Origin of the sequence: Mesorhizobium sp. M0016 (assembly GCF_040324035.1) — a bacterium.
In the GTDB taxonomy this organism is placed as follows: Bacteria; Pseudomonadota; Alphaproteobacteria; order Rhizobiales; family Rhizobiaceae; genus Mesorhizobium.
The window spans coordinates 59,454-84,978 of record NZ_JAMYVM010000027.1; the positions used below are offsets into that span (position 1 = coordinate 59,454).

The window sequence follows — 25,525 nt, forward strand, 5'->3', positions numbered from 1 at the left end:
CGTGAATTCTGGGCGCCTCGATACAGCACAGGATTGGATTGATCGGCGCAGCAGTGGCAGAGACGAAGATGCAACATAGAGGCAACGTCCAGGAAAGCGCCGGGACAGAGCGGCGGCGCGCGGATCGTCGCATCTTCGACGGAATTCCGGAAAGCGCGGGGCGCTACCTGGTCACGTTTCGAGGCGGCGCGGCACATGTCGTTCATGGGCCGGGATCACACACATTCAAAGCGGCGGAACATTTCGCTTCGGTTCTGCTTACACCCTCACCAGGGATTGCGGCATCGCTGGGCAGCGACAAAGTCCACGAATACGACGGCGACGTCGGCATGATCATGATCGTCCCAGCCGACCTCGGCGGCAAGGTGACTCGGTCATCCACCACGGAAAGCGTAATCGTGGCGCTCACCCCCGAGAGTCTCTTCGAGCTGGCAACGCGTGAATTCGACACCGGCCATGCCGAGCTTCAGCCGCCGCCGTACGGGACCGTCGACTTCCAAGCGCTGCAACTCGCGCAGTTGCTGAAGGCGGAACTGACGGATCGGGAAACTCCAAACGAGTTCTATATCGATTCGTTGGTCACCATGTTCGGCGTCCATTTGCTTCGGAACTACGCAGGAGCGCGAAAGTTGCCACAAGCCCCAAAGGGCGGTCTGTCGAACCGCAGCGCCCGGCGGGTGCGCGAATTCCTGGAGGTAAATTTTTCCAGCAAAATCGCGGTGGCCGAGCTGGCCGCACTCTGTGGCCTTTCGCCGAGCCATTTCATCCTGGCATTCACCAAGACCTTTGGCGAGCCGCCGCACAAATACCTGCTGCGGCTGCGTCTCGATTTCGCCGAAAAACTTCTCATCGAGAGCGACCTGTCGATTGCGGAAGTCGCTCATCTCAGTGGATTCTCGGACCAGAGCCACTTGACAGTCACCATGTCCAGATACCGGAACAGAACCCCCAGGCAGGTGAAGCTGCAACGTTAACGACTGTTGCGGTGCGCATGATTGTCCGCGGCGATACCTCGATTGATCTTCAGTATAGTCGAAGGTTGTGTGGCAGAGCAGTCACAGTTGTCGCGCAGGGACCAAATACCGGATTTTCCTACAAAGATTCCGGATTATTCCAAAATACCTGCACCGCGAATGTGCTCATGGTCGCGATTGAAGTCATTTGGGGCGGGGGAGCAACCAGATGATACAGCATGTCGGATTGTCCCATGGACATTCAATTCGCGGAAATCGAGGTCTTCGCGCCTAAGGCCGAAGCGGCCTGGGCTGCACTGCAACGCCAATACGCCAGCCGGATCAGCGCTGTGGAACTCGACCATCTCCTGGCCTGTTTCGTGCTTGGACTGACCTCTCCGGCTTGTGGTGAAGGCGATCCGGGATTTCATTTCGATCTCTGCCGCGCGCTGGTGGCGGTAAACCTGCCGCCGGAACGGACGGAGGCTGCACTGCATGCGGTTCCAGAACCGACGCAGCCATGGGTCGCGAGCGCCTATCAGCTGATTGAAAAACAAGGCGCGAAGGTCGGTCTCTCGTTGCGGGAGAAGACGCGCAATTTCGAAGATTTTTTGGCCACCGAGGCGAATGGTGCGGCACATCAGAGCGCCTCGGCAATTGCGAGGAAAAACTAGCATGACCAAACGCGTCGAGGGGCGGAGAAGGATCGAACTTTCTTCAAGCTTTGTCGGAAACTGGATCGCGGGCGCGGCCGACAGCCGCTCGGTGCGGCGCCGCCTGATGGCGGTGCTGCGCATGGCTCACCGGGTTCTTGGATTCGGTCGCAAGAATATGGGTCTGGGAACATTGGGAAGCGGCACCAGCGTGCGTTCGGCTCTGGCCTGTGGCGTGAGCCCGGCCAGCGTGCTCGGCGGCCTGGCCGCGATCGCCGCGCTCGGCCTCGCCACACCGGCCCAGGCACAATATCAGGCTGGCGGCGGTTCGGCGACCGGCGGCAACGCCGTCGCCATCGGTAACGGCGCCGCGACGAATGGCAATAACAGCGTGGCGTTGGGCAGTTCCAACAGTGCAACGGGCGACGGCACGATCGCCATCGGCTATGCGATGGGTGTCAATGGCCTCAATTCCATAGGCATAGGTGTCTTCGCAGGCGCAACCGGCGTCAATGCCCTCGCCGTGGGCGGGAACGCCAAGGCCAACGGGGACGCAGCAAGCGCTATTGGCGTCAATTCGGTTGCAACCACAAGCGCGGCCGCTTTTGGCAATAATGCGCGTGCCGACGGAGTCAACTCGACCGCGATCGGCCCTGTTACCCGGGCGACCGGATTGCGCGCCACCGCGCTCGGGTTCGGGGCAACGGCATCCGGCGTGGATTCGATTGCCCAAGGTAACAGCGCCGTAGCAAGCAACCAGAATGCCGTCGCCATCGGATTCCAGTCGACTGCTACGGCGATAAACTCCGTCTATCTCGGCTCACGTACCGCGGCCGGAACGGGAGCGCTGGCCCAAGGCGCGGTCGGCATCGGCACAGATGTGACAGCATCCCAGGTCGATGCCATTGCGATGGGACGTTCGTCCGTTTCGTCGGCGCAATACGCGGTTGCCATTGGCCTGAATGCGAAGGCTACAGGAGCGGGTGGCGCGATGGCGTTGGGCCAAGGCACGATCTCGAGCGGTGTCAATTCCGTTGCACTCGGCGTTCAGGCTAATGCCACTGGAGCCGGCTCCAACGCCTTGGGCACGTTGTCCGTCGCTTCGGGAGGGAATGCCACTGCTCTAGGCACCAGTTCCACGGCCAGCAACAACTATGCGACCGCCGTAGGCTGGGGAACTGTCGCCAGCGGCGCCGATTCCGCTGCCGTAGGACGTGAGGCCGTCGCGTCGGCGCTTGACGCAACGGCGATGGGGTACATATCCAAGGCCTCGGGCCAATACAGCACCGCCGTCGGCGCCAACGCAAACGCCACCGCCACGTCCAGCACGGCGATCGGCCAGAACGCGTTTGCAACCGGCGTTCAAGCATCCGCTTTCGGCGTAGGAGCGAATGCCGGCGCCCAGAATGCGGTTGCGCTGGGCGCCCTCTCCACCGCCAGCGCCACGAGCGCCATCGCCGTGGGCAACAACGCCAAGGCGGATTCGGCCGAAGCGGTCGCCATGGGCACCAATGCGGTGGCAACCGGCGGCAAGGCCGTCTCCATCGGTTCGGGCAACACGGCTTACGGCAACGGCGCGGTCTCCATCGGCGATCCGAGCTATGCCAGCGGCACCGGCGCCTTCACCGGCGGCGCCAACAACATCGCCAACAGCGACGGCACGGCAACCGCCACAGCCGCAAACCAGGCCGCAGGCGCGGTTGCCATCGGCAACAACAACAAGGCCGTCGGGCAAGGCTCCGTGGCGCTGGGCAATGGCTCGACGGCGGGTGCAGCCGGCCTTGCCGGCAATGTCGCGCTGGGCAACGGCGCGACGGCGACGGCAAGCTCCGGCGACGTAGCGCTCGGTTCGGGCTCGGTGACCGCGACGGCGGTCGGCACCAGCGGCGCGACGATCGGCGGCACGGCCTACAGCTTCGCCGGCACGACGCCGACGAGCACTGTCAGCGTCGGCGCGCTCGGCGCGGAGCGGACCATCACCAATGTCGCGGCGGGCCGGCTCAGCAATTCGTCGACCGACGCCATCAATGGCTCGCAGCTCTTCGCCACCAACCAGCAGGTGACGCAGAACACGACGGCCATCGCCGCCAACACCGCCGACATCACCAATCTCGGCAACACGATCAACAGCATCAGCACCGGTGGCGGCATCAAGTATTTCCACGCCAATTCGACGGCGGCGGACTCGTCCGCAACGGGCACGGACTCCGTTGCTATCGGACCAGTCGCGACCGCGACGGGGACAAACGCCATCGCGGCCGGCACCAATTCGAGCGCCTCCGACGCCAACGCCTCGGCCTTCGGCAGCGGCGCCGTCGCATCGGCGCTTGACGCAACGGCGATGGGATACATCTCCAAGGCCTCGGGCCAATACAGCACCGCCGTCGGTGCCAACGCCAATGCCACAGCCACGTCCAGCACCGCGATCGGCCAGAACGCGTTTGCAACCGCCTTTCAAGCGACCGCTCTCGGCGTAGGAGCGAATGCCGGCGCCCAGAATGCAATCGCGCTGGGCGCCCTCGCCAACGCCAGCAACGCCGGCGACGTGGCGCTCGGCTCGGGCTCGGTAACCGCCGCGGCGGTCGGCACCGCCGGCACGACGATCGGCGGCGTCGCCTACAACTTCGCCGGCACGACGCCGGCAAGCACCGTCAGCGTCGGCGCGGTCGGCGCGGAACGCACCATCACCAATGTCGCGGCGGGCCGGCTCAGCAATTCGTCGACCGACGCGATCAACGGCTCGCAGCTCTTCGCCACCAACCAGCAGGTGACGCAGAATACGACCGACATCGCCGCCAACACCGCCGACATCACCAATCTCGGCAACACAATCAACAGCATCAGCACCGGCGGCGGCATCAAGTATTTCCATGCCAATTCGACGCTGGCGGATTCCCAGGCCCTGGGGACGGATTCCGTTGCGGTCGGCCCGAATGCCGTGGCCAACAATGCCGGCGACGTTGCGATCGGCGCGAATGCGGTGTCGACCGTGACCACGGCGGTCGGCGGCACCACGATCGGCGGCGTTGCCTACACCTTCGCCGGCGCGACGCCCGCGGGTGCATTCTCGGTCGGCTCGGTGGGCGCCGAACGCCAGATCCAGAACGTCGCGGCCGGGCAGTTGAGCAACTCCTCGACCGATGCGGTCAACGGCTCGCAGCTGTTTGCGACCAACCAGCAGGTGACGCAGAACACCACCGATATCGCCGCCAATACTGCTGACATCACCAATCTCGGCAATTCGATCAGCAATATTGCCGGCGACACCTCGCTGGCCTACACCGACGCCAATGGCGACGGCATCCGCTATGTGCGCACCAACGACAGGACGCTTGCCGTCGCGGACTCCTTCGCGCAAGGGATCGGCTCTTCCGCCCTGGGCTACCAGGCGACCGCGAGCGCCGACAATGCGCTGGCGCTCGGCCGCGACACCCAGGCCAGCGTCATCGGCGGCGTGGCGCTTGGCGCCGGCTCGGTTTCGGATCGGGCGGTCGCGCCCGTATCGGGGTCGATCCTCTCCGGCACCGGCCTCATTCCCTACAACACCGCGGACATGAGCCTGCTCGGCGCCGTCTCGGTCGGCACCTCCACCTCCTATCGCCAGATCATCAACGTGGCCGACGGCACGCAGGACCAGGACGCGGTCACGCTTCGCCAGTTGAAGGGCGCGCTGAGCTCGTTCGCGGTGACGGGGAGCCTGTACTTCCATGCCAATTCGACGGCAGCGGATTCGCTCGCGGTCGGCGTCGATTCGGTTGCGGTCGGTCCGCGCACCACCGTCAATGGCGACAATGGCATCGGCATCGGCAACGGCGCCATCGTGCAGCAGACGGCGCCGGGAGGCATCGCGATCGGCCAGAATTCGACGGTCAACCAGGCCGACAGCATCGCCCTCGGCACCAACGCGACCACCAACGGAGCGCAGGCGGTGGCGCTCGGCGCCGGCGCAAAGGCCAACGAGCCGGGCAGCGTCGCGCTCGGCGCGGGCTCGACGACGGCGGCGGCGGTCGCCACCACCGGCACCACGATCAACGGCGTTGCCTATACCTTCGCCGGAACAGCTCCGACCAGCACGGTCAGCGTCGGCACCGTCGGCAACGAGCGCACCGTCACCAATGTCGCGGCGGGCCGGATCAGCGGCACCTCCACCGACGCCATCAACGGCAGCCAGCTCTTCGCCACCAACCAGGCGGTCGAAGCCATGCAGGGTAGCGTCGGCGACCTGAATCAGTTCGCCGTCCAGTACGACAAGGACGGGAACGGCAACAAGTCCAACTCGATTACCCTTGCCGGCGGCGACCCGAACACGCCGGTGGTCATCCACAATGTCGGGCCGGGCGTTGCCAACACCGATGCGGTCAATGTTCAGCAGTTCAACAGCGGGTTAGCACTCAACCTAGACAATTCGAAGAACTACACCAACCAGGTGGCGGCCACCACGCTGCAGCAAGCCAATGCGTATGCGGACTCCAAACTCAGCCAGCTCAACATGGACATGGGAGAGGTCAGGGGCGAGGCGCGCCAGGCTGCGGCAATCGGCTTGGCGGCCGGCTCGCTGCGCTACGACGATCGTCCCGGCAAGCTGAGCGTGGCCGCCGGCGGAGGCTATTGGCGCGGTGAAGGCGCCCTGGCCTTCGGCGCCGGCTACACCAGCGAGGAAGGACGTGTTCGAGCGAACCTGTCCGGTACGACGGCAGGCGGACACTGGGGTGTCGGCGCGGGCGTCAGCCTTACGCTGAACTAGAGCCCGGCCATGATCAGGCAGGCAGTCCTTGCTGTCGCGATATCCATGACGTCAATGCTCCTGTCCGGCCCGTTAGCGGCCGGGCAGGAAGCAATCCCTTCCGGCTACAGGGTAAAACCTTCCGACGTAGCGATCCCTGCGGATGCGAAGCTTGGCGAATATCAACGGACCACCCGTCCGTTCGAGAACTGGACGCTGATCTGCGACGAGAACCTGAAGGCGCGCCAAAAGGTCTGCAATGTCACCCAGATCATCGAGGACCAGGCAGGACAGGTTGCGTTCAGCTGGTCGCTTGCCGCCACCAAGGAAGGCAACCCCTACATGATCTTGCGCGCCCCGCCGATCGCCAAGAGCGACGCTCCTGTCTCGCTGACATTCGAGGGGCGCAAGGAGCCGATAAAAATTCAACTCGACGGATGCAATCAGGCCGTCTGCGTCGGCATGCTGCCGGTTGGTCCGATCATGCGCGAACAGATTTCGAAGGCCGCGGCATCCGTCATCTCCTTCCCGACCACGGATGGCAGGACGATCAACGTAACCGCGACCCTCAAGGGCTTGGCCGCGGCCGTTGCGGCGATCAATTGACGAGGCAATCGCGATGAACCAGCAATCGATCCATGACCGGATAATGTCCCGCAACCAGGGAAAGGATGCTGTCCGGGTCGGCATCGAAGACCGGAGCAGACCGCAACGAAACCGCGCGAGGACCGCTGTCTTCTCGTTGCTCGCCATTGCCGTCGTCGCCACGGCCGGCTTCGCGGCCATGCGCTACGACCTGCTCCACAATTTACTGCCGCAGCCGGCGGTCGCGGAGACCAACCAGCCCAATCCGGCCCTGGCCGAGACGCCATTTCTGCAACACGCCAAAGAGGCAGGCTTGCAGTCTTGTTCCAACATTTTCCCAGCCCTTGGGCAGATGCTGACGACCGGCACGACGTACAGCGTCCAGTCGATCTGGAACAACGAGGCCCCCGACAAACACCTCGTGGAAGCCTTGGTCGGCATGAACTACGCTACACAGGGCTACAGCGGCCCGGCGGCAGGTCTGGTGTTCGCGGCACCCACCGCATCCGTTTGCGAAGGTACGATGGTCAGGGTGGCGCCATTCGCGGCCAATTGCGCCGATGTTCCGGCCCTGCTTCCGAAAGACAGCAAGCTCGCCAACAATCTTGGACAAATCAGCGTCTATGAACTGGCCAATGGAGGGGGCAACGCGATGCTGCTGCCAACCGGCAACAGCTGCGTCGTCATTTCCGTGGCCTCGGCAGCAGGTAAACAAGGAGGCGTACAATGAGGGTGAATTCCGCCATTGCGGCGATCGGCATGCTGTTGCTTTGCGCCGGGCGGCTGGGCGCGGCGGACCTAGCCCCGGCGGCGGACGTGCCCGAGCCGCCGGCCCAGGAGGAGAGAGGCATCTGGGCGGCGATCGCCTATTCGAGCCCCGACGAGAAGCACGGCTTCTTTTGGGGCGCCGACAAGCGGCAGGAGGCGATGGACATCGCGCTGAAGCATTGCCAGAACGCCGGCGGCGGCAGCTGCGCCGTGGTCAGCGTATTCCGCAATCATCGCCATTGGGACGATGACGACAATACCGGCTTTCCCTACAAGCATTGCGGCGCCCTCGCCGTAGGCGAGAAGCCGGAAGGGCGGCTGACCAGTTGGGGCGCCGAGACGGCGCAAACACGCCGGGATGCCGAAGACCTGACACTGCAGGCGTGCGAGCGGAACGGACAAAAATGCAAGATCCGCGAGTGGGTGTGCACATGACGCATCAGAGCGAAGCAGCGGAACGCCAATCGAGGCGCATGTTTGCACTCAGCGTAGCGCCGTGCTCAAGCGGGGTCAGCCCTTTGCCGTGATGCGCATCGACGGTATGCGACACCGGCTCGAAGCAGAAGAAATCGGCATCCTGCGACGGCGAATAGAGGATGAAGACGTCGAGCAATGGCGAGGCGGTGAGCGAGATGGCGATCCTGTCCTCGGGCCGGGTGATCCTGGCGCGGCGGTCCCAGCCGTCGAAGGCGTTGTTGACCCAGCTTCGCGGCAACAGGGAGGCGTTCGAGAAATTCCACGCGGGGTAATCGGCCACCGGCGCCACGCCGACCGGCAGATGATGCTTGTCCTCCAGCCAGACCCGCGCCGCCTTCGCCTCGAGCGTCGTTCCGGCGCTGCGCGGGAACCACGGATGAAAGCCGAGCCCGTAAGGCAGGCGAATGCCGGTGCGATTCTCCACCGTGAGCGTGGCATCCAAGGCCCCGTCATGCAGCGCATAGGCGACCCGCGCCGTATATCGGTAGGGGCCGATTTCACCGGCGTCGAGGACCAGTTCTGCCTCGGTGGCGCTGTGGCTGGCAATCCGCCACTCCCTCTGGAAGCCGTCGCCATGGATTGGAAAGGCCTCCCCCGGCACGTTCGGCTCGATCGCATGGAAGCGGCCGTCGAAGGCGAAACCGCCGCCTGAGATGCGGTTCGACCAGGGAACCAGAAGCTGGCAGCCGGAGGCGCCGGTGCCATCGTCGGGGCGGAGCAGCGGCACCGTTGCGCCGCAGACCAGTGCGTCGAAGCGGGCGATCGCTGCGCCCTTTTGCGGCGCCAGGACCAGACGGGCGCGGTCGTCGCGCAGTTCCAGGAGGCCGGCCATCCCTACCAACCGCCGTCAATAGCGATATTTTGGCCGCTGATCATGTCCGAGGCGGGCTGGCTGACACTTTTTACCGCCCCCTGGACAGGCTGCCCAGAATCCCGCGCACGATCGCGCGGCCGACCGACGAGCCGACCGAGCGCACCACCGCTTTGATCGCGGCTTCGGCCACCGTCTGGCGGTTGGACGGCCGTGGTGCAGGGGCCCGGCGACCGCCTGATTGCTGCGGCGGCGGATCGTCATTGCCGAAGCCCGGAATGGTCCAGCGCGAGCGCCCGCTGTCGGCCTGCTGCGCCTGCTCGTCCTGCGCATCCCTGGCTTTCTTCTGCAGCATCTCGAAGGCCGATTCGCGGTCGATGGTCTGGTCGTACTGGCCGGCGACCGGGCTCTGGTCGATCAGCTTGCGGCGCTCGTCCGCCGTGATCGGGCCAAGCCTAGACGATGGCGGCCGGATCAATGTCCGCTGCACCATGGACGGCACGCCCTTGACCTCCAACGTCGAGACCAGCGCCTCGCCGGTGCCGAGCTGGGTGATGGCGGTGGCGCAGTCGAAATCCGGGTTGGGCCGGAAGGTGTCGGCGGCGGTCTTGACCGCCTGCTGCTCACGCGGCGTATAGGCGCGCAGCGCGTGCTGCACGCGGTTGCCGAGCTGGGCGAGAACCTTTTCAGGGATGTCCAAAGGGTTCTGCGTGACGAAATAGACGCCGACGCCCTTGGAGCGGATCAAGCGAACCACCTGTTCGACGCGGTCGATCAGCACCTTCGGCGCTTCGTCGAAAAGCAGATGCGCCTCGTCGAAGAAGAACACCAGCTTCGGCCTGTCGGGATCGCCGACCTCGGGCAATTCCTCGAACAGTTCCGACATCAGCCAGAGCAGGAAGGTGGCGTAGAGCCTGGGGTTCATCATCAATCTGTCGGCGGCAAGCACGCTGATGGCGCCACGACCGTCGCGAGTGGTGCGCATGATGTCGGCAATGCGCAAGGCCGGTTCGCCGAAGAAATGCGCCGCACCCTGCTGTTCCAGCACCAGAAGCGTGCGCTGGATTGCGCCGACCGACGGCTTGGTGACATTGCCGTAGCGCGAGCTGATCTCGTCGGCGCGCTCGGCGATGTTGGCCAGCAGCGCCTGCAGATCCTTCATGTCGAGCAGCAGCAGGCCATCCTCATCGGCGATGCGGAAGGCGATGTTCATGATGCCTTCCTGCGCTTCGGAGAGGTTCATCAGCCGCGACAGAAGCAGCGGCCCCATTTCCGAGACGGTGGCGCGGATCGGATGGCCCTGCTCGCCGAACAGGTCCCAGAAGATGACCGGGAATTCCTGGAAGTCATAGGGATCGAGCTTGACCTGCTCGGCCCGCTTGACCAGGAAATCCTGCGCCTTGCCCATCATGGCGATGCCAGACAGGTCGCCCTTGATATCGGCGCAGAACACAGGCACGCCGGCATTGGAAAACCCCTCGGCCAGGATCTGCAGGCTGACCGTCTTGCCGGTGCCGGTGGCGCCGGTGATCAGGCCATGGCGGTTGCCATATTGCAGCAAGAGCTGTTCGGCGCGCTGATAGCTGTCGTCGGGCTTGCGGCTGGCGCCAGGAAAATGCTGGTGTCGTCAGCCATATGGCCATGTCTCCGCAAACTGATGTGTTAAAAGCCTGTGGCCGTGCCGCAGGGTATAGTCAGGCCATTGCGCAGCGACAATGCTATTCTCCAATTGGGCTATCCACCCAGTTGGCTATTCATCCAGATTGGGCCAATCGTCTAAATTGAACCAATCCTCCAAATCGGTTTTTTGGAGCTTGCGGATTTTGCCGCTGTTTGGCAATCGTTCATGGTTCGTCCACGTAGGCTGCCCTATATCCAGGACATCGAATCCAGCCGTCGCAGGCGCATCGCATTGCGATATCTGGCAGGGAACCGTAGACTGGACGGCTGACGCTGGTGCGGCCGCATAGAAAAGAGGAACATGGATGGGCGCCGGAGCCTTGACCAGGACTGTCGAACCCGCTGATGTCGAGCGCCAGCGTTGGCTGGCCTTGGCCGAAAAGGCTCTCGCCGGCGCCTCCTTCGAGGAAAAACTGGTCTCGCATACCGACGATCAGATTCGCATCGAACCGCTCTACGATCGCGCCGGCGGCGCCGAGCCGCTTGTGCGCGCCAACCCCAAATTGCCCTGGATTGTCAGCCAGCGCATTGACGATCCCGATATCGGCTGCGCCAAGGCGCAGGCCCTGGACGATGTGGCACAAGGCGCGACGGGATTGTCGCTTGTCTTCGAGGGTGCTCCGAATGCGTTCGGCTATGGCCTGCCAAGGACGGCGCAGGCGCTGGAAACGGTGCTGGATGGCGTACCGCTCAACCGCACGCAGATCCGCATCGACGCCCATCCCTGGAGCCGTGCCGTCGCCGACTGGCTGGTGGCGTTCCTGAGCAAGCGCCGCTCCGACCCGGCAAAGCTGAACCTCTCCTTCGGCATCGACCCGGCGGCAATCTTTGCCGGTACCGGCCGGCTGCGCATGTCGATCGAGGCGTTGCAGGCATCGATGCCGCAATCGCTGGCGCATTTCTTCTCGCTGGGCGTGCCGGGTGTGCTGCTGGAGGCCGACGGGCGGGTGTTCCACAATGCCGGCGCCACGGAAGCGCAGGAACTCGGCACCATGCTCGCTTCCGCCGTGTCATACCTCAGCATGTTCGAGGATGCGCGCCAGCCGCTTGTCTATGCCGCTCCCCATATCGGCTTTGCGCTGAGCGTCGACCAGGACCAGTTCCTGTCGATGGCCAAGGTCCGGGCCTTGCGCAGGCTGTGGGCGCGCATCCAGGAAACCTGTTCCATCCCGGCATCGACAGCCAACATCCATGCCGAGACGTCGTTCCGCATGATGACGGCGGCGGATCCCGAAACCAACATCCTGCGCACCACCATCGCCAGCTTTGCAGCGGCAGCAGGCGGCGCGGACTCGATCTCCATCCTGCCACACACCGTCGCCCTCGGGCTGCCGGCCGGCTTTGCCCGCCGCATCGCCCGCAATGCGCAGTTGATCATGGCCAATGAAAGCCATATCGACCATGTCGCCGACCCAGCATTTGGGTCGGGCGCAGTCGAGGCGCTGACCCTGGGCCTGTGCGAAGCGGCGTGGGAAGAGTTCCAGCGGATCGAAGCGGAAGGCGGCGTTCTGGCAAGCCTGCAGCAAGGGCATATCCAGAAGCGCGTCAAGGCAGCATCCGAGCGCCGCGCCGAGGCCTACCGGTCGGGTGAACGGGCAATCATCGGCACCACGCTTTACCCGCTGAAAAACGATGCCCCGGTCGAGACGCTGGCGGCTGAGCGGCGGCCGCCTTTCACAGAGGGCGTGGCGGTGTGCGAGGCGCTGTTTCCGGTCCGCATCGACCAGGCAATCGGAGCCGCACAGTGATCCCGGATTTCAGCCACATTGGCTGGTCGGCGCCACGGCGCGCGCCGGTCGAGGTCAAGGGCCAGCGGCTGACGCCGGAAGGTATTGCCGTCAAGCATCTCTACAGCCAGGGCGATCTCAAGGGGCTGCCGCATCTCGACACCTATCCGGGAATGCCGCCCTTCGTGCGCGGTCCCTACCCGACCATGTATGTCCAGCAGCCGTGGACGATCCGGCAATATGCCGGCTTCTCGACGGCCGAGGAATCCAACGCCTTCTACCGGCGCAATCTCGCCGCCGGCCAAAAGGGCCTTTCGGTCGCTTTCGATCTGCCCACCCATCGCGGCTATGACAGCGACCATCCGCGCGTTGCCGGCGATGTCGGCATGGCGGGCGTGGCCATCGATTCCATCCTCGACATGCGGCAATTGTTCGACGGCATTCCGCTGGGCGAGATGACGGTGTCGATGACCATGAACGGCGCGGTGCTGCCGATCATGGCGCTCTATATCGTCGCGGCCGAAGAACAGGGCGTTGCTCAGAAGGATCTCGCCGGCACCATTCAGAACGACATTCTGAAGGAGTTCATGGTCCGCAACACCTACATCTATCCGCCGAAGCCCTCGATGCGGATCGTGTCTGACATCTTCTCCTATACCTCCCAGCACATGCCGAAGTTCAATTCGATCTCGATCTCCGGCTATCACATGCAGGAGGCCGGCGCGACCGCGGACCTGGAGCTCGCCTACACCATCGCCGACGGCATCGAATATGCCCGCGCCGGCGTCGCCGCCGGGCTCGACATCGACCGTTTCGCCCCGCGGCTTTCCTTCTTCTGGGCGATCGGCATGAACTTCTTCATGGAGATCGCCAAGCTCCGCGCGGCGCGCCTGTTGTGGGCGACCCTGATGCAGAAGAATTTTGCACCGAACGACGAACGCTCGCTGTCGCTGCGCACCCATTGCCAGACCTCCGGCTGGTCGCTGACGGCGCAGGACCCCTACAACAACATCACCCGCACCATGATCGAGGCGATGGCGGCGACGCAGGGACATACCCAGTCGCTGCACACCAACTCCTTCGACGAGGCGATGGCGCTGCCGACCGACCACTCGGCGCGCATCGCCCGCAACACGCAGTTGATCCTGCAGAAGGAATCCGGCACCACCTGCATCATCGATCCGTGGGGCGGCTCGGCCTATATCGAACGGCTGACGCACGATCTGGCGGCGCGTGCGCTCGCCCATATCGAAGAGGTCGAGGCGCTTGGCGGCATGGCGGCAGCAACCGAACAGGGCATTCCAAAACTTCGCATCGAGGAAGCGGCGGCGCGCACGCAGGCGCGTATCGATTCCGGCGAGCAGATACTGGTTGGCGTAAACGCGCATCGCCCCGAGAACGAAATCGACGTCGACGTGCTGAAGATCGACAATGCCGAGGTCAAGGCCCGGCAATTGTCGAAGCTGCAGAACCTGAAAGGCACGCGCAATGTCGGCGCGGTCGAGAGCGCGCTCGATGCGCTGACCCGCGCTGCGCAGGGTAACGAAAACCTGCTGGAATTTGCCATCCGCGCCGCGCGCGCCAATGCCACGGTCGGCGAGATCTCGCTGGCGCTCGAAAAGGTCTTTGGCCGTCACGTCGCCTCGGTGCAAACGATCTCCGGCGTTTATCGCAATGCGCTTGGCGACAATCTGACGGTCGACCGATTGCTGGAGAAGCTCGAAGCTTTCGAGAAGAAGTCCGGCGGCAAGCCGCGCATCCTGGTCGCAAAGATGGGACAGGACGGCCACGACCGTGGCCAGAAGGTGATCGCCACGGCCTTCGCCGATCTCGGCTTCGACGTGACGGTCGGCGCGATGTTCCAGACACCCGACGAGATCGCCAGGCTGGCGGTGGCGCAGGACGTCCATGTCATCGGCGCCTCATCGCTGGCGGCGGGGCACCTGACGCTGATCCCCGAACTACGCGACGCGCTGAAGAAGCTCGGCCGCAGCGACATGCTGATCGTCGCCGGCGGCGTCATCCCGCCGCAGGATTACGGCGCAGTGCTGGAAGCGGGTGCCGCGGAAATCTTCCCGCCAGGGACGGTTATCCCGGAGGCTGCGGATCGGTTGCTGGACCGGCTGCTGGCGGGCTGATTGAAACAGTTGCACTGCTTATCAAAGTTGCGTTGCAATATCGGGCGCAACCTATGGTATAGCTATGAACACCATCATTCACGGACTTGAGGACGGATCGGGCGTTGTAATCCTGCCGCGGGAAACGCTCGACAGCTTGAGCCTGCAAGTGGGCGATGAACTCCAGATCATCGAAACCGACGACGGCATCATCCTAAGGCCGGTGCCGTGTGACGACGTCGAACGGCAAATACGTGCTGCTCGCGATGTCATGGCCAAGTATGAGCCCGCGTTGCGAAAGCTGGCTGTGCAAATAGGGTGAGCTGGCGTCAGGCGTCCGACAGCTTGAGGATTTCCCATTCTTTGCCGTTGACGCTTGCGACGTCGCCGACCTTCTTGCCGAACAGCGCCACGGCCATTGGCGAGACGTGTGAGATGCTGCCCTTTGAGGGGTCGGCCTCGTCCTCGCCGACTATCTTCCAGTGCACTCTCTTGCCGTCATCGCCTTCCAGCGTGACACCCATGCCGAAGCGCACCTGGTCGCTGCCCGGTTCCGGCACGGAAAGCTCGGCGCTTTCGCGGCGCGCTGTCCAGTAGCGCAGGTCGCGCGAGACAACGGCAATGCGCTCGCGATCGGCTTTTCGCTCGGCTTTCGCCAAAATGTCGCGCAGATCGGCCAGATTGTCCTCGATCATCGCCAGGCCGCGCTCCGTCACCAGATTGCGGTGTTGGCTGATCGGCCGCTCGCCGATGCCGGCAATGGCGTTTTCGCTGTCTTCCTCGCGGGTAAAAGCTCTGCTCATCGGATAAACTTAGGCCCGCTTCCGTGACTGCACAAGCCACTTGCCGGACCCGGTCATTGGCCGGACTATGGCCGAGCGGAGACCGATGCGGCTGGCCCAATTCCTGCGATCAGCCGGATGATCGCAAGGGATGTGCCGATGTTGAACAGACGAACGCTTCTGAAGGGGACGGCCGGCTTTGCCGTGCTCGGCCTTTCGGTGGGCAACGCCTTGGCGAAAACGGCGGTGCGCGGCTCGATCAACGCCGCCGAGCTTGGCGTGGAGCCGGACGCACCGGACGACCAGAGCAAGGCCTTCGCCAGGATGCTAGCCGAGGCCAGCGACCGCAACGCGCCGGTGTTCCTGCCGCCGGGCACCTATGTCGTGTCCAACCTGACCCTGCCCGCCCGCGTCAGGCTTTCGGGCGTGCCGGGCGCCTCGCGCATCCTCTATGGCGGCAATGGCCATTTGCTGACGGCCGAACAGGCCGAGCATATAGAGTTCACCGCATTGGTCTTCGACGGCGCCAACGGCGAGTTGGCCGACGATGCCCAAGGCCTGCTCGACCTGCGCCGCGTCGCCCATCTCGTCATCGACAATTGCACGATCACCGGCAGCGGCAAGCATGGGCTGGCGCTGGAGCATGCGTCGGGCCGCATCGAGCGCTCCGAGATTTCGGGGGCTGCGGACGCCGGCATCTACTCCGTCGAGGCCGCTGGCCTGGCGATATCCGACAACACCGTATCCGACTGCGGCAATGGCGGCATTCTTGTCCATCGCTGGCAGCAGGCCGAGGACGGCACGATGGTCAGCGGCAACCGCGTGCAGCGGATCGGCGCGCGCGGCGGCGGCACCGGGCAGAACGGCAATGGCATCAACGCCTTCCGTGCCGGCAATGTCTCGCTCACCGGCAACTTCGTCTCGGACTGCGCCTTCTCGGCGATCCGCGCCAACAGTTCCAGCAATCTGCAGATGACCGGCAACACGTGCTCGCGGTCGGGCGAAACGGCGCTCTATTCCGAATTCTCCTTCGAAGGCGCCATCATCGGCAACAACATCGTCGATGGTGCCGCTAACGGCATCTCGATCGTCAATTTCAACGACGGCGGCCGTATGGGTGTCTGCTCGAACAACATCGTGCGCAACCTCTCGGCCACCGGCCCCTACCCCGCCGACGCGCCGGGCTTCGGCGTCGGTATCAGCGTCGAGGCCGACACCACCGTCTCGGGCAATGTCATCGAGAACGCGCCGCTCTACGGCATGCAGATCGGCTGGGGCGCTTATATGCGCAATGTTGTGGCGACGGGAAACATCATCCGTCAGGCCGGAACCGGCATCGCCGTCACTGTGGTAGAAGGCGCTGGAAACGCCATCATTTCCGACAACGTCATCGACGGCGCCAAGAACGGCGCCATCATCGGCCAGCGCTGGGCCGAACCGGCGACCGGCGACCTCGCGCGGTCAAGCGTAAGCGGCTATGCGCATCTGACGGTTGAGCGAAACAGGGTCAGCTGAGCGCCGTCGTCGGCCGCAGCGAGCCGACCTTGGCGCCGATGCGGCTTTCGATCGGCGGATTGGCCCGCTCCAGAAGGTTCGCCTCCAGTGCGCCGTCGGCGCTGAGAAGTTTTGCCAGCACAGCGGCAATCATCACCTCGGCGGCGCGGCCGGCGCCGTCATCACATTTTAGCGCGATGCCGAGGCCAAGCTCCGGAACGGCGGCGCAATAGACACCCTCGGCGCCCGTCTTGACGAATATGCGGCCGGGCGCGGCCTGCATCAGCGCCACATCGGCCTTGCCGGTGCCGGCGACCAGGAAAGGCTCGGCCATGCAGGCAGACAGCAGGCGTTTGGCCGCCTTGGCACGCTCAGGGCCAAAGCTCGTGCCCGTCGCCATGCGGGCAAAGCCAAGGGCAAAACTTTTCAGCGGCACGGCATAGGTGGGGATCGAGCAGCCATCGGTTGCCCGGTGATCCGCATCGTGGGCAGCGCCGGTCACCGCCTGCATGGCGTCGCGCACCATCTCCTGCAAACCATGGCCTGCCTTGACGTAGCCTTGGTGGGCAATCCCCGAGTGCACGCAGGTGCAGAGAAATCCGGAATGCTTGCCCGAGCAATTGTTGTGCAGTGCGTTCGGCGAGACGCCTGTGCGGGCCAGTGCGATCGTCGCGTCGTGGCTCGACGGCCAATGCGCGCCGCATTCCAGCGCCGACTTGTCGAGCCCGGCCTTGGCCAGCATCGCCTGCGCCAGTTCGACATGCGCGGGTTCGCCCGAATGCGAAGCGCAGGCCAGCGCCAGTTCGCGGTCGCCGAAGCCGTACGCATCGGCAGCACCCGTTTCAACCAGCGGCAGCGCCTGGATCGCCTTGACCGCCGAGCGCGGAAACACCGGCCGCGCCGTATGGCCGATCTCCAGGACAGGCTTGCCGTCACCGTCGAAGATTGCGACAGCGCCGCGATGGGCGCTCTCGACGATCGCGCCGCGCAAGACCTCGACCAGAACCGGATTTGTCATCACCACGCCCCAAAAATACGGGCCGCTTCTACCTGATCCGGTCGAGGATTGAAACGTAGTTGGCAACGGCAGCGCCACCCATGTTGAAGATGCCGCCGAGCGTTGCCCCCGGCACCTGGATGCCGCCTGCCTCGCCGGTCAACTGCATGGCGGTCAGCACATGCATCGACACACCGGTGGCGCCGATCGGATGGCCCTTGGCCTTCAGCCCGCCCGAAGGATTGACCGGCAGCCTGCCGTCCTTTGCCGTCGTGCCGTCTAGCGCCAGCCTGGCGCCCTCGCCCGGCTTGGCCAGGCCCATCGCCTCATATTCGATCAGTTCGGCAATGGTGAAGCAGTCATGCGTCTCGACGAAGGAGAGGTCGTCGAGCGTCACGCCGGCCTTCTTCAAAGCCTGGTTCCAGGCCTGCTCGCAGCCTTCGAAAGACAGGATGTCGCGCTTCGACATCGGCAGGAAATCCTGGACATGCTCGTTGGCGCGGAAGGCGACGGCGCGGCGCATCATCAACGCCGTCGAGGTGTCGGTCAGCACAAGGGCGGCAGCACCGTCGGAGACCAGCGAACAGTCCGTGCGCTTCAGCGGACCGGCCACGAACGGGTTTTTCTCGCTTTCCTGGCGGCAGAACTCGTAGCCGAAATCCTTGCGCATCTGCGCATACGGATTGTTGACGCCGTTCTTGTGGTTCTTGGCGGCGATCATCGCCAGCGCGTCGGACTGGTCGCCATAACGCTGGAAATAGGCCTGCGCGATCTTGCCGAAGACGCCAGCGAAACCGGCCGGCGTGTCGCCCTCCTCCGGCAGATAGGAAGCCTTGAGCAGGTTCTTGCCGATCTCGGGGCCGGGGGTCGTCGTCATCTGCTCGGCACCGACCACCAGCACGATGCGGGCGGCATTGGCGTCGATGGCGCGGATGCCTTGGCGGACCGCTGCCGAACCCGTGGCGCAGGCGTTCTCGACCCGCGTCGCCGGCTTGAAGCGCAGTCGGTCGTCGGCCTGCAACACGAGGCTGGCGGTAAAATCCTGTGGGGAAAAGCCGGCATTGAAGTGGCCGAGCACGATCTCGTCGACCTCGTCCGGACCGATGCCGGCATGGTCGAGCGCGTCGACCGCGACCTTGGTGATCAGGCCTTCCAGCGTCTCGCCTTCCAGCTTGCCGAAGCGCGAATGCGCCCATCCGACGATGCATGCGGTCATGGCAACCTCCGTTTGCCGCAAGCCTAACATGTCATAGCGCGGCATCAGCCTCTAATATTGTTCAACAGTGAACTGTTTTCCAGTCCAAAGGATGGGCCAGAGCGACATGATCGATTGATCCGAGCGCGAGTTTTTTATTGATTGATCCGTCAATAAAAAATAATCTTCGGTTTTAATCTGGATCTCCCCAATGCCGAAAGTCGGAATGGAACCGTTGCGCCGCAAGGCGCTCATCGACGCGACGATCTCGGCGATCGGCGAGCGCGGCTCGCTTGATGTGACCATGTCGGAGATCGCCGGACGGGCGGGCGTGTCGTCGGCCCTTGCCCACCACTATTTCGGCGCCAAGGACGAGCTCCTTCTGGCGACGATGCGGCACATACTGGCCGAGCTGACCATCGACATGCGGCGCGCCCTGCAATCCGCCGGCTCGCCGCGCGAACGCGTTTCGGCGGTGGTCGCCGTCAACTTCTCCGACATCCAGTTCCGGCCGGAAACCATCGCGGCCTGGCTCGCCTTTTATGTCGAGGCACAGAAATCATCGGCCCTACGCCGGCTGCTCAGGGTCTATGCGCGGCGGCTGCATTCCAACCTGATGAGCGGACTAATCGGCATACTGCCGCGCAACGAAGCCGACCGCGCGGCGGAAGCGGTCGCGGCGATGATCGACGGGCTGTACATCAGGCGCGCGCTGAAGGACGGCGTGCCGGATGCTCAAACCGCGATCGCGCTGGTCGAAGATTATCTCGAAATCAAACTCGGCGGGCGACAGACACAGTGACAGCCTCAGTGATATCAAGGCGACCCAACATCCTGATCGTCATGGTCGATCAGCTCAACGGCACGCTGTTTGCGGACGGGCCGGCGGACTTCCTGCATGTGCCGCATCTCAAGGCGCTGGCCGCACGCTCGGCGCGCTTCGGCAACAACTACACGGCCTCGCCGCTTTGCGCGCCGGGCCGCGCCGCTTTCATGAGCGGGCAATTGCCGTCGCGCACCCAGGTCTATGACAACGCCGCCGAATTCGCTTCCTCGATCCCGACCTATGCGCATCATCTGCGCAGCGCCGGCTACTACACCTGCCTGTCGGGCAAGATGCATTTCGTCGGGCCGGACCAGTTGCACGGTTTCGAGGAGCGGCTGACCACCGACATCTATCCCGCCGATTTCGGCTGGACGCCGGATTACCGCAAGCCCGGCGAGCGCATCGACTGGTGGTATCACAATCTGGGCTCGGTCACCGGCGCCGGCGTTGCCGAGATCACCAACCAGATGGAGTATGACGACGAGGTCGCCTTCCACGCGGTGCAAAAACTCTACGATCTTGCCCGCACCTCCGAGGACGAGGCCAGCCGGCCCTGGTGCCTGACGGTTTCCTTCACCCACCCGCACGACCCCTATGTCGCACGGCGGCAATATTGGGAATTCTATAAAGACTGTCCGGCGCTTGAGCCGGAGGTGGGATTCATCCCCTATGCCCATCAGGACCCGCATTCGCAACGGCTTTACCGGGCCAGCGACTACGACAGTTTCAACATCACGCCGGAGCAGATCCGCCGCTCGCGGCGCGGCTACTACGCCAACATCTCCTATCTCGACGACAAGGTCGGCGAGTTGATGTCAGTGCTGGAGCGAACGCGCATGCTGGACGACACCATCATCCTGTTCTGCTCCGACCATGGCGACATGCTTGGCGAGCGCGGCCTGTGGTTCAAGATGAATTTTTTCGAGGGCTCGGCGCGAGTACCTTTGATGATCGCCGGCAAAGGCATTCCTGCAGGGCTGATCGAGGCGCCGGTCTCCAACCTCGACGTGACGCCGACGCTGTGCGATCTCGCCGGCATCGACATCTCCGCGATCGCACCGTGGACCGATGGCCAGTCGCTGCTGCCGTTGCTTGATGGCGGACAGCGCACCGCGCCGGTGCTGATGGAATATGCCGCCGAGGGCTCCAACGCGCCGTTGGTGGCGATCCGCGATGGCCGCTACAAATTCATCCATTGCGAGATCGACCCGCCGCTTCTGTTCGACCTCGAAGCCGATCCGCAAGAACGCACCAATCGTGCCACCGATCCGGCGCATGCCGATCTGGTGGCGGCCTTCACGGGAGCCGTGCGAGCGCGCTGGGACATGGCGGCATTCGATGCCGCGGTGCGCGTCAGCCAGGCGCGGCGCTGGGTGGTTTATCCCGCGCTGCGCAACGGCACGCATTACCCCTGGGAGTTCCAGCCACTGCGGAAGGCGTCGGAACGCTACATGCGCAACCACATGAACCTCGACAATCTCGAGGAACAGAAACGCTTTCCGCGAGGCGAATGATGACAATTGTCCCCTCCCTCGAGCATCTCAGACAGGCCTATGCCGTGACGTCGAAGGCGACGCAGATCACGCCTTTGCTGGAATCGACAGCCTTGGCCAAGGAGACGGGTGCGGCCCGCGTCTTTATCAAACCGGAATCGCTGCAATGGGCGGGATCGTTCAAGGTGCGCGGGGCCTATTGGCGGTTGAAGCGGCTGTCGCCGGATGAGGCCAGAAAAGGCGTCGTCGCCTACTCCTCCGGCAATTTCGCGCAAGGGTTGGCGGCTGCCGGCCAGGCGCTCGGCATTCCCGTCACCATCGTCATGCCGATCGACGCGCCGGCCGCCAAGCGCGATGCCACTGCAGGTTATGGCGCGCGCGTCGTGCTGACCGATCATGGCGAGCGCGCCCGTGAAGAGGTCGCAGCCGCCAAGGCCCGCGAGATTGCCGAGACCGAAGGGCTGGCGTTGCTGCATCCATTCGACGATCCGGAGATCGTTGCCGGCCAGGCCGGCGCCGGGCTCGAAGCGCTCGAACAACTCGAGGCAAAGGACGCCAGTGCCGACCTTCTGTTCTGCTCGGTCGGCGGTGGTGGGCTGATCGGCGGCGTCTCGCTCGCCTTCCACTATCTGTCGCCGGCAACCGAGATCATCGGCGTCGAACCGGAAGGCTTCAACGGCATGGGTTCATCGCTAGCGCATGGCGCCGTCGAGACCATGCCGATCGCGCCGAAGTCGATCTGCGACGGGCTGATGTCGCGGCGGCCGGGCGACGCGCCGTTTGCGGCGGTCAAGACCGCCGGCGTGCGCGGCATCACCGTCGATGATGCCTCCGTGCGGCGGGCAATGAAGATCGCCTTCGAACGGATGAAGCTGGTGCTCGAGCCATCGGGCGCCGCCTCTCTGGCGGCGCTGCTCGGCGGCAAGGTGGATGTGGCGGGTAAAACGGTCCTGGTCATGGCTACCGGCGGCAATGTCTCGCTCGCCGATTTTATTTCGCATATGAACGATGGGCGCATGTGAACCATGCTTGAAGCAGACTTCGTCATCATCGGCTCCGGCTCGGCCGGCTCGGCCATGGCCTACCGGCTGTCGGAAGACGGCAAGCATTCGGTGATCGTCATCGAGTTCGGCGGCACCGATATCGGGCCGCTGATCCAGATGCCGTCGGCGCTGTCGATCCCGCTCAACATGAGCCTTTACGACTGGGGCTTTGCCAGCGAACCAGAGCCGCATCTCGGCGGCCGCGTGCTGGCGACGCCACGCGGCAAGGTGATCGGCGGCTCGTCCTCGATCAACGGCATGGTATATGTCAGGGGCCACGCACGCGACTTCGACCACTGGGCCGAACAGGGGGCGGCCGGCTGGGGCTTCGCCGACGTGCTGCCCTATTTCAAGCGCATGGAGGACAGTGACGGGGGCGAGGACGGCTGGCGCGGCCACGGCGGCCCGCTGCACGTCCAGCGTGGCCCGCGCAAGAATCCGCTCTACGGCGCCTTTGTCGAGGCCGGCCGCCAAGCCGGGTTCGAACTGACCGACGACTACAATGGCTCGAAGCAGGAAGGCTTCGGACCGATGGAGCAAACCATTCGCGGCGGCCGCCGCTGGTCGGCTGCGTCAGCCTATCTGAAGCCGGCGCTCAAGCGGCAAAATGTCAGCGTGATCAGAGGCTTCGCCCGCCGGGTGATCATCGAGAATCAGCGTGCCGTCGGAGTCGAGATCGAAGCTCACAAACAGATTCAGGTCGTTAAGGCACGACGTGAGGTGATCGTCGCCGCATCGTCGATCAATTCGCCCAAGATCCTGATGCTATCCGGTATCGGCCCGGCCGCGCATCTCACGGAGAACGGCATCCAGGTCGTGGCCGACCGGCCCGGTGTCGGCCGCAATCTGCAGGATCATATGGAGCTCTACATCCAGCAGGAATCGACCCAGCCGATCACGCTGAATTCGGTTCTCAACCCATTCTCCAAGACGCTGATCGGGGCGCAGTGGCTGTTGTTCAAGACCGGCCTCGGCGCCACCAACCATTTCGAGGCCGCGGCCTTCGTGCGCTCGCAGGCCGGTGTCGACTACCCCGATATCCAGTACCACTTCATCCCGGCGGCGGTGCGCTATGACGGCAAGGCGGCGGCGAAGGCGCATGGCTTCCAGGCGCATGTCGGGCCGATGCGGTCGAAGTCGCGCGGTTCGGTGACGCTGCGCTCGCCCGACCCGAAAGCGACGCCGGTCATCCGCTTCAACTACATGTCGCATCCAGACGACTGGACCGAGTTCCGCCACTGCATCCGGCTGACCCGCGAGATCTTCGGCCAGAAGGCTTTTGACGGCTTTCGCGGCAAGGAAATCTCGCCGGGTTCGCACGTCCAGTCGGACGAGGATCTCGACGCCTTCATCCGCGATCATGCCGAGAGTGCCTACCACCCGTGCGGCACCTGCAAGATGGGCCGCGCCGACGACATCATGAGCGTGGTCGATCCGGAGTGCCGGGTCATCGGCGTCGACGGCCTGCGCGTCGCCGACTCCTCGATCTTCCCGCGGGTGACCAACGGCAACCTCAACGCGCCGTCGATCATGACCGGCGAGAAGGCCTCCGACCACATTCTCGGCCGCACGCCACTGGCGCCGTCCAACCAGGAACCCTGGATCAATCCGCGCTGGCAGGTGGCGGATCGATAGGGCATTGTCCGGCGGACTGCTCCGCAATAGCGAATACATCTGGAGAACAGCATGCGCGCCCAGCCAACGGCATCGCACTATGTCAACGGCCGCTACATCGAGGACGAAGGCGGCGCGCCGCTGCCGGTGATCTATCCGGCGACCGGTGAGGTCATCGCCACTTTGCATTCGGCGACTCCGAACGTGCTGGAGCTCGCCATCGAAGCCGCGCGGGCCGCACAACCGGCCTGGGCGCGGATGAAGCCGGTCGAGCGTGGCCGCATCCTGCGCCGCGCCGCCGACATTTTGCGCGCGCGCAACGCCGATCTGGCGCGGATCGAGACGCTCGACACCGGCAAAGCGATCCAGGAGACGCTGGTGGCGGATGCACTGTCGGCCGCCGACTGCCTCGAATATTTCGGCGGCGCGGTTGCCGCCTTCAACGGCGATGCGATCGATTTTGGTGGACCTTTTGCCTATACGCGCCGCGAGGCGCTCGGTGTGTGCGTCGGCATCGGCGCCTGGAACTATCCGATCCAGATCGCCGGCTGGAAATCCGCCCCCGCGCTCGCCATGGGCAACGCCATGGTGTTCAAGCCCTCGGAGAACACGCCGCTGTCGGCGCTGGCGCTGGCCGAGATCTACTCAGAGGCGGGCCTGCCCGACGGGCTGTTCAACGTCGTGCAAGGCTATGGCGATGTCGGCGCCGGCCTGGTCGGCCATGATGTCGTTGCCAAGGTTTCGGTGACCGGCTCGGTGCCGACCGGCCGCAAGGTGCTGTCGCTCGCCGGCTCGAAGATGAAGCATGCGACGATGGAACTCGGCGGCAAGTCGCCGCTGATCGTGTTCGACGATGCCGATCTCGAAAACGCCATCGGCGGCGCCATGCTCGGCAATTTCTATTCGAGCGGGCAGATCTGCTCCAACGGCACGCGTGTTTTCGTACAAAGCGGCATCCATGACCGCTTCGTCGACCGGCTGGTCGAGCGGACGAAAAAGATCCGCATCGGCGATCCGCTCGATCCTGAGACGCAGATGGGGCCGCTGGTCAACAAGGCGCAGCAGGAGAAGGTCGTTTCCTACATCGCGGCCGGCAGGCAGGATGGAGCAACGCTCGCCTGCGGTGGCAACGTGCCGTCGCTGCAAGGGTTCGATGGCGGCTTCTTTGTAGAGCCAACCGTGTTCACCGGTGTCACCGATAAGATGCGCATTGCGCGCGAGGAGATTTTCGGGCCGGTGATGAGCGTGCTGAAGTTCGACGGCGAGGACGAGGTGATCGACCGCGCCAACGACACCGAATTCGGCCTCGCCGCCGGCGTCTTCACCCGCGACCTGCAGCGCGCTCATAGGGTGATCGCCGAACTGCAGGCCGGCACCTGCTGGATCAACGCCTACAATCTGACGCCAGTGGAAATTCCGTTTGGCGGGGTGAAGCAATCCGGCATCGGGCGCGAGAACTCGCTGGCGGCTTTAGCGCTCTATTCGCAGCTGAAGGCGGTGTATGTCGAGACCGGGGATGTAGCGAGCCCGTACTGAGGGGTTGGCGCGAGGCACCCCCCTCTGCCCTGCCCGGCACAGGGGGGTGCC

Annotated in this window: 19 protein-coding genes and 1 pseudogene; 15 read left to right on the plus strand and 5 right to left on the minus strand. The window is 64.3% G+C overall.

What is annotated here, in order from left to right; translation table 11 throughout:
- The first annotated feature begins 38 nt into the window (after positions 1-38).
- The 6 genes from NKJ88_RS28100 (at position 39) to NKJ88_RS28125 (ending at position 8,117) form a co-directional block, all read left to right on the plus strand.
- A complete protein-coding gene (locus NKJ88_RS28100; protein ID WP_306413643.1) occupies positions 39-974 on the plus strand; it encodes a helix-turn-helix domain-containing protein in 936 nt (311 codons plus the stop codon).
- A gap of 233 nt (positions 975-1,207) precedes the next feature.
- The gene (locus NKJ88_RS28105; RefSeq protein WP_352446353.1) at positions 1,208-1,627 is read left to right on the plus strand and encodes a hypothetical protein; all 420 of its coding nucleotides are present in this window, start codon (positions 1,208-1,210) and stop codon (positions 1,625-1,627) included.
- A gap of 1 nt (position 1,628) precedes the next feature.
- Positions 1,629-6,350 carry a YadA-like family protein gene (locus tag NKJ88_RS28110; RefSeq protein WP_352446354.1) on the plus strand — a complete coding sequence of 1,574 codons (4,722 nt, stop codon included), beginning with the start codon at positions 1,629-1,631 and terminating at the stop codon, positions 6,348-6,350.
- 9 nt (positions 6,351-6,359) lie between these two features.
- Positions 6,360-6,935, plus strand: coding sequence for an invasion associated locus B family protein (locus NKJ88_RS28115; RefSeq protein ID WP_023670757.1), 576 nt, complete (start codon positions 6,360-6,362; stop codon positions 6,933-6,935).
- Between the two features lie 13 nt (positions 6,936-6,948).
- Positions 6,949-7,644: a hypothetical protein gene (locus NKJ88_RS28120; protein ID WP_023727661.1), complete on the plus strand. Its 696-nt coding sequence runs from the start codon at positions 6,949-6,951 to the stop codon at positions 7,642-7,644.
- Positions 7,641-8,117 (plus strand): DUF4189 domain-containing protein, encoded by a 477-nt coding sequence (locus NKJ88_RS28125; protein ID WP_023687219.1) that lies wholly within the window; start codon positions 7,641-7,643, stop codon positions 8,115-8,117. Before NKJ88_RS28120 ends, NKJ88_RS28125 begins: the two co-directional genes overlap by 4 nt.
- 4 nt (positions 8,118-8,121) lie before the next feature.
- Here the strand turns inward: NKJ88_RS28125 and NKJ88_RS28130 are convergent, their stop codons facing one another.
- Together NKJ88_RS28130 and NKJ88_RS28135 are read right to left on the minus strand one after the other, a co-directional pair.
- Positions 8,122-8,991, minus strand: coding sequence for an aldose 1-epimerase (locus NKJ88_RS28130; protein ID WP_023705454.1), 870 nt, complete (start codon positions 8,989-8,991; stop codon positions 8,122-8,124).
- Positions 8,992-9,061: 70 nt separating this feature from the next.
- Positions 9,062-10,605 (minus strand): annotated as a pseudogene (locus NKJ88_RS28135) (helicase HerA-like C-terminal domain-containing protein).
- A 350-nt stretch (positions 10,606-10,955) separates the two neighbouring features.
- Here NKJ88_RS28135 and NKJ88_RS28140 point away from each other — a divergent pair.
- From NKJ88_RS28140 to NKJ88_RS28150, 3 genes are all read left to right on the plus strand, one after another.
- Entirely contained in the window at positions 10,956-12,398 is a 1,443-nt protein-coding gene (locus NKJ88_RS28140) for a methylmalonyl-CoA mutase subunit beta (protein WP_352446356.1), read from the plus strand.
- Positions 12,395-14,515, plus strand: coding sequence for a methylmalonyl-CoA mutase (gene scpA / locus NKJ88_RS28145; protein ID WP_023684565.1), 2,121 nt, complete (start codon positions 12,395-12,397; stop codon positions 14,513-14,515). Before NKJ88_RS28140 ends, scpA begins: the two co-directional genes overlap by 4 nt.
- A gap of 64 nt (positions 14,516-14,579) precedes the next feature.
- Positions 14,580-14,816: an AbrB/MazE/SpoVT family DNA-binding domain-containing protein gene (locus tag NKJ88_RS28150; RefSeq protein ID WP_023702219.1), complete on the plus strand. Its 237-nt coding sequence runs from the start codon at positions 14,580-14,582 to the stop codon at positions 14,814-14,816.
- 7 nt (positions 14,817-14,823) lie between these two features.
- Here NKJ88_RS28150 and greA read toward each other — a convergent pair whose 3' ends face one another.
- Entirely contained in the window at positions 14,824-15,297 is a 474-nt protein-coding gene (greA, locus tag NKJ88_RS28155) for a transcription elongation factor GreA (RefSeq protein WP_023702220.1), read from the minus strand.
- A 138-nt stretch (positions 15,298-15,435) separates the two neighbouring features.
- Between greA and NKJ88_RS28160 the strand changes: the two genes are divergently transcribed.
- A complete protein-coding gene (locus NKJ88_RS28160) occupies positions 15,436-16,791 on the plus strand; it encodes a TIGR03808 family TAT-translocated repetitive protein (RefSeq protein WP_023749711.1) in 1,356 nt (451 codons plus the stop codon).
- Here the strand turns inward: NKJ88_RS28160 and NKJ88_RS28165 are convergent.
- Positions 16,784-17,788 (minus strand): asparaginase, encoded by a 1,005-nt coding sequence (locus NKJ88_RS28165; protein WP_023702222.1) that lies wholly within the window; start codon positions 17,786-17,788, stop codon positions 16,784-16,786. The genes NKJ88_RS28160 and NKJ88_RS28165 overlap by 8 nt on opposite strands.
- A gap of 28 nt (positions 17,789-17,816) precedes the next feature.
- Positions 17,817-18,983, minus strand: coding sequence for an acetyl-CoA acetyltransferase (locus tag NKJ88_RS28170; RefSeq protein ID WP_023684567.1), 1,167 nt, complete (start codon positions 18,981-18,983; stop codon positions 17,817-17,819).
- A 190-nt stretch (positions 18,984-19,173) separates the two neighbouring features.
- Between NKJ88_RS28170 and betI the strand changes: the two genes are divergently transcribed.
- The 5 genes from betI to betB are packed head-to-tail and all read left to right on the plus strand — an operon-like array spanning position 19,174 to position 25,474.
- A complete protein-coding gene (betI, locus tag NKJ88_RS28175) occupies positions 19,174-19,764 on the plus strand; it encodes a choline-binding transcriptional repressor BetI (protein WP_023670745.1) in 591 nt (196 codons plus the stop codon).
- An 8-nt stretch (positions 19,765-19,772) separates the two neighbouring features.
- Entirely contained in the window at positions 19,773-21,302 is a 1,530-nt protein-coding gene (gene betC, locus NKJ88_RS28180; protein ID WP_023702223.1) for a choline-sulfatase, read from the plus strand.
- Complete coding sequence (locus NKJ88_RS28185) at positions 21,299-22,303, plus strand: threonine/serine dehydratase family protein (RefSeq protein WP_023702224.1); 1,005 nt, start codon at positions 21,299-21,301, stop codon at positions 22,301-22,303. Before betC ends, NKJ88_RS28185 begins: the two co-directional genes overlap by 4 nt.
- A gap of 3 nt (positions 22,304-22,306) precedes the next feature.
- Positions 22,307-23,959, plus strand: coding sequence for a choline dehydrogenase (betA, locus tag NKJ88_RS28190; RefSeq protein WP_023824214.1), 1,653 nt, complete (start codon positions 22,307-22,309; stop codon positions 23,957-23,959).
- Positions 23,960-24,010: 51 nt separating this feature from the next.
- Positions 24,011-25,474: a betaine-aldehyde dehydrogenase gene (gene betB / locus NKJ88_RS28195; protein ID WP_352446358.1), complete on the plus strand. Its 1,464-nt coding sequence runs from the start codon at positions 24,011-24,013 to the stop codon at positions 25,472-25,474.
- The last annotated feature ends 51 nt before the right edge of the window (positions 25,475-25,525 follow it).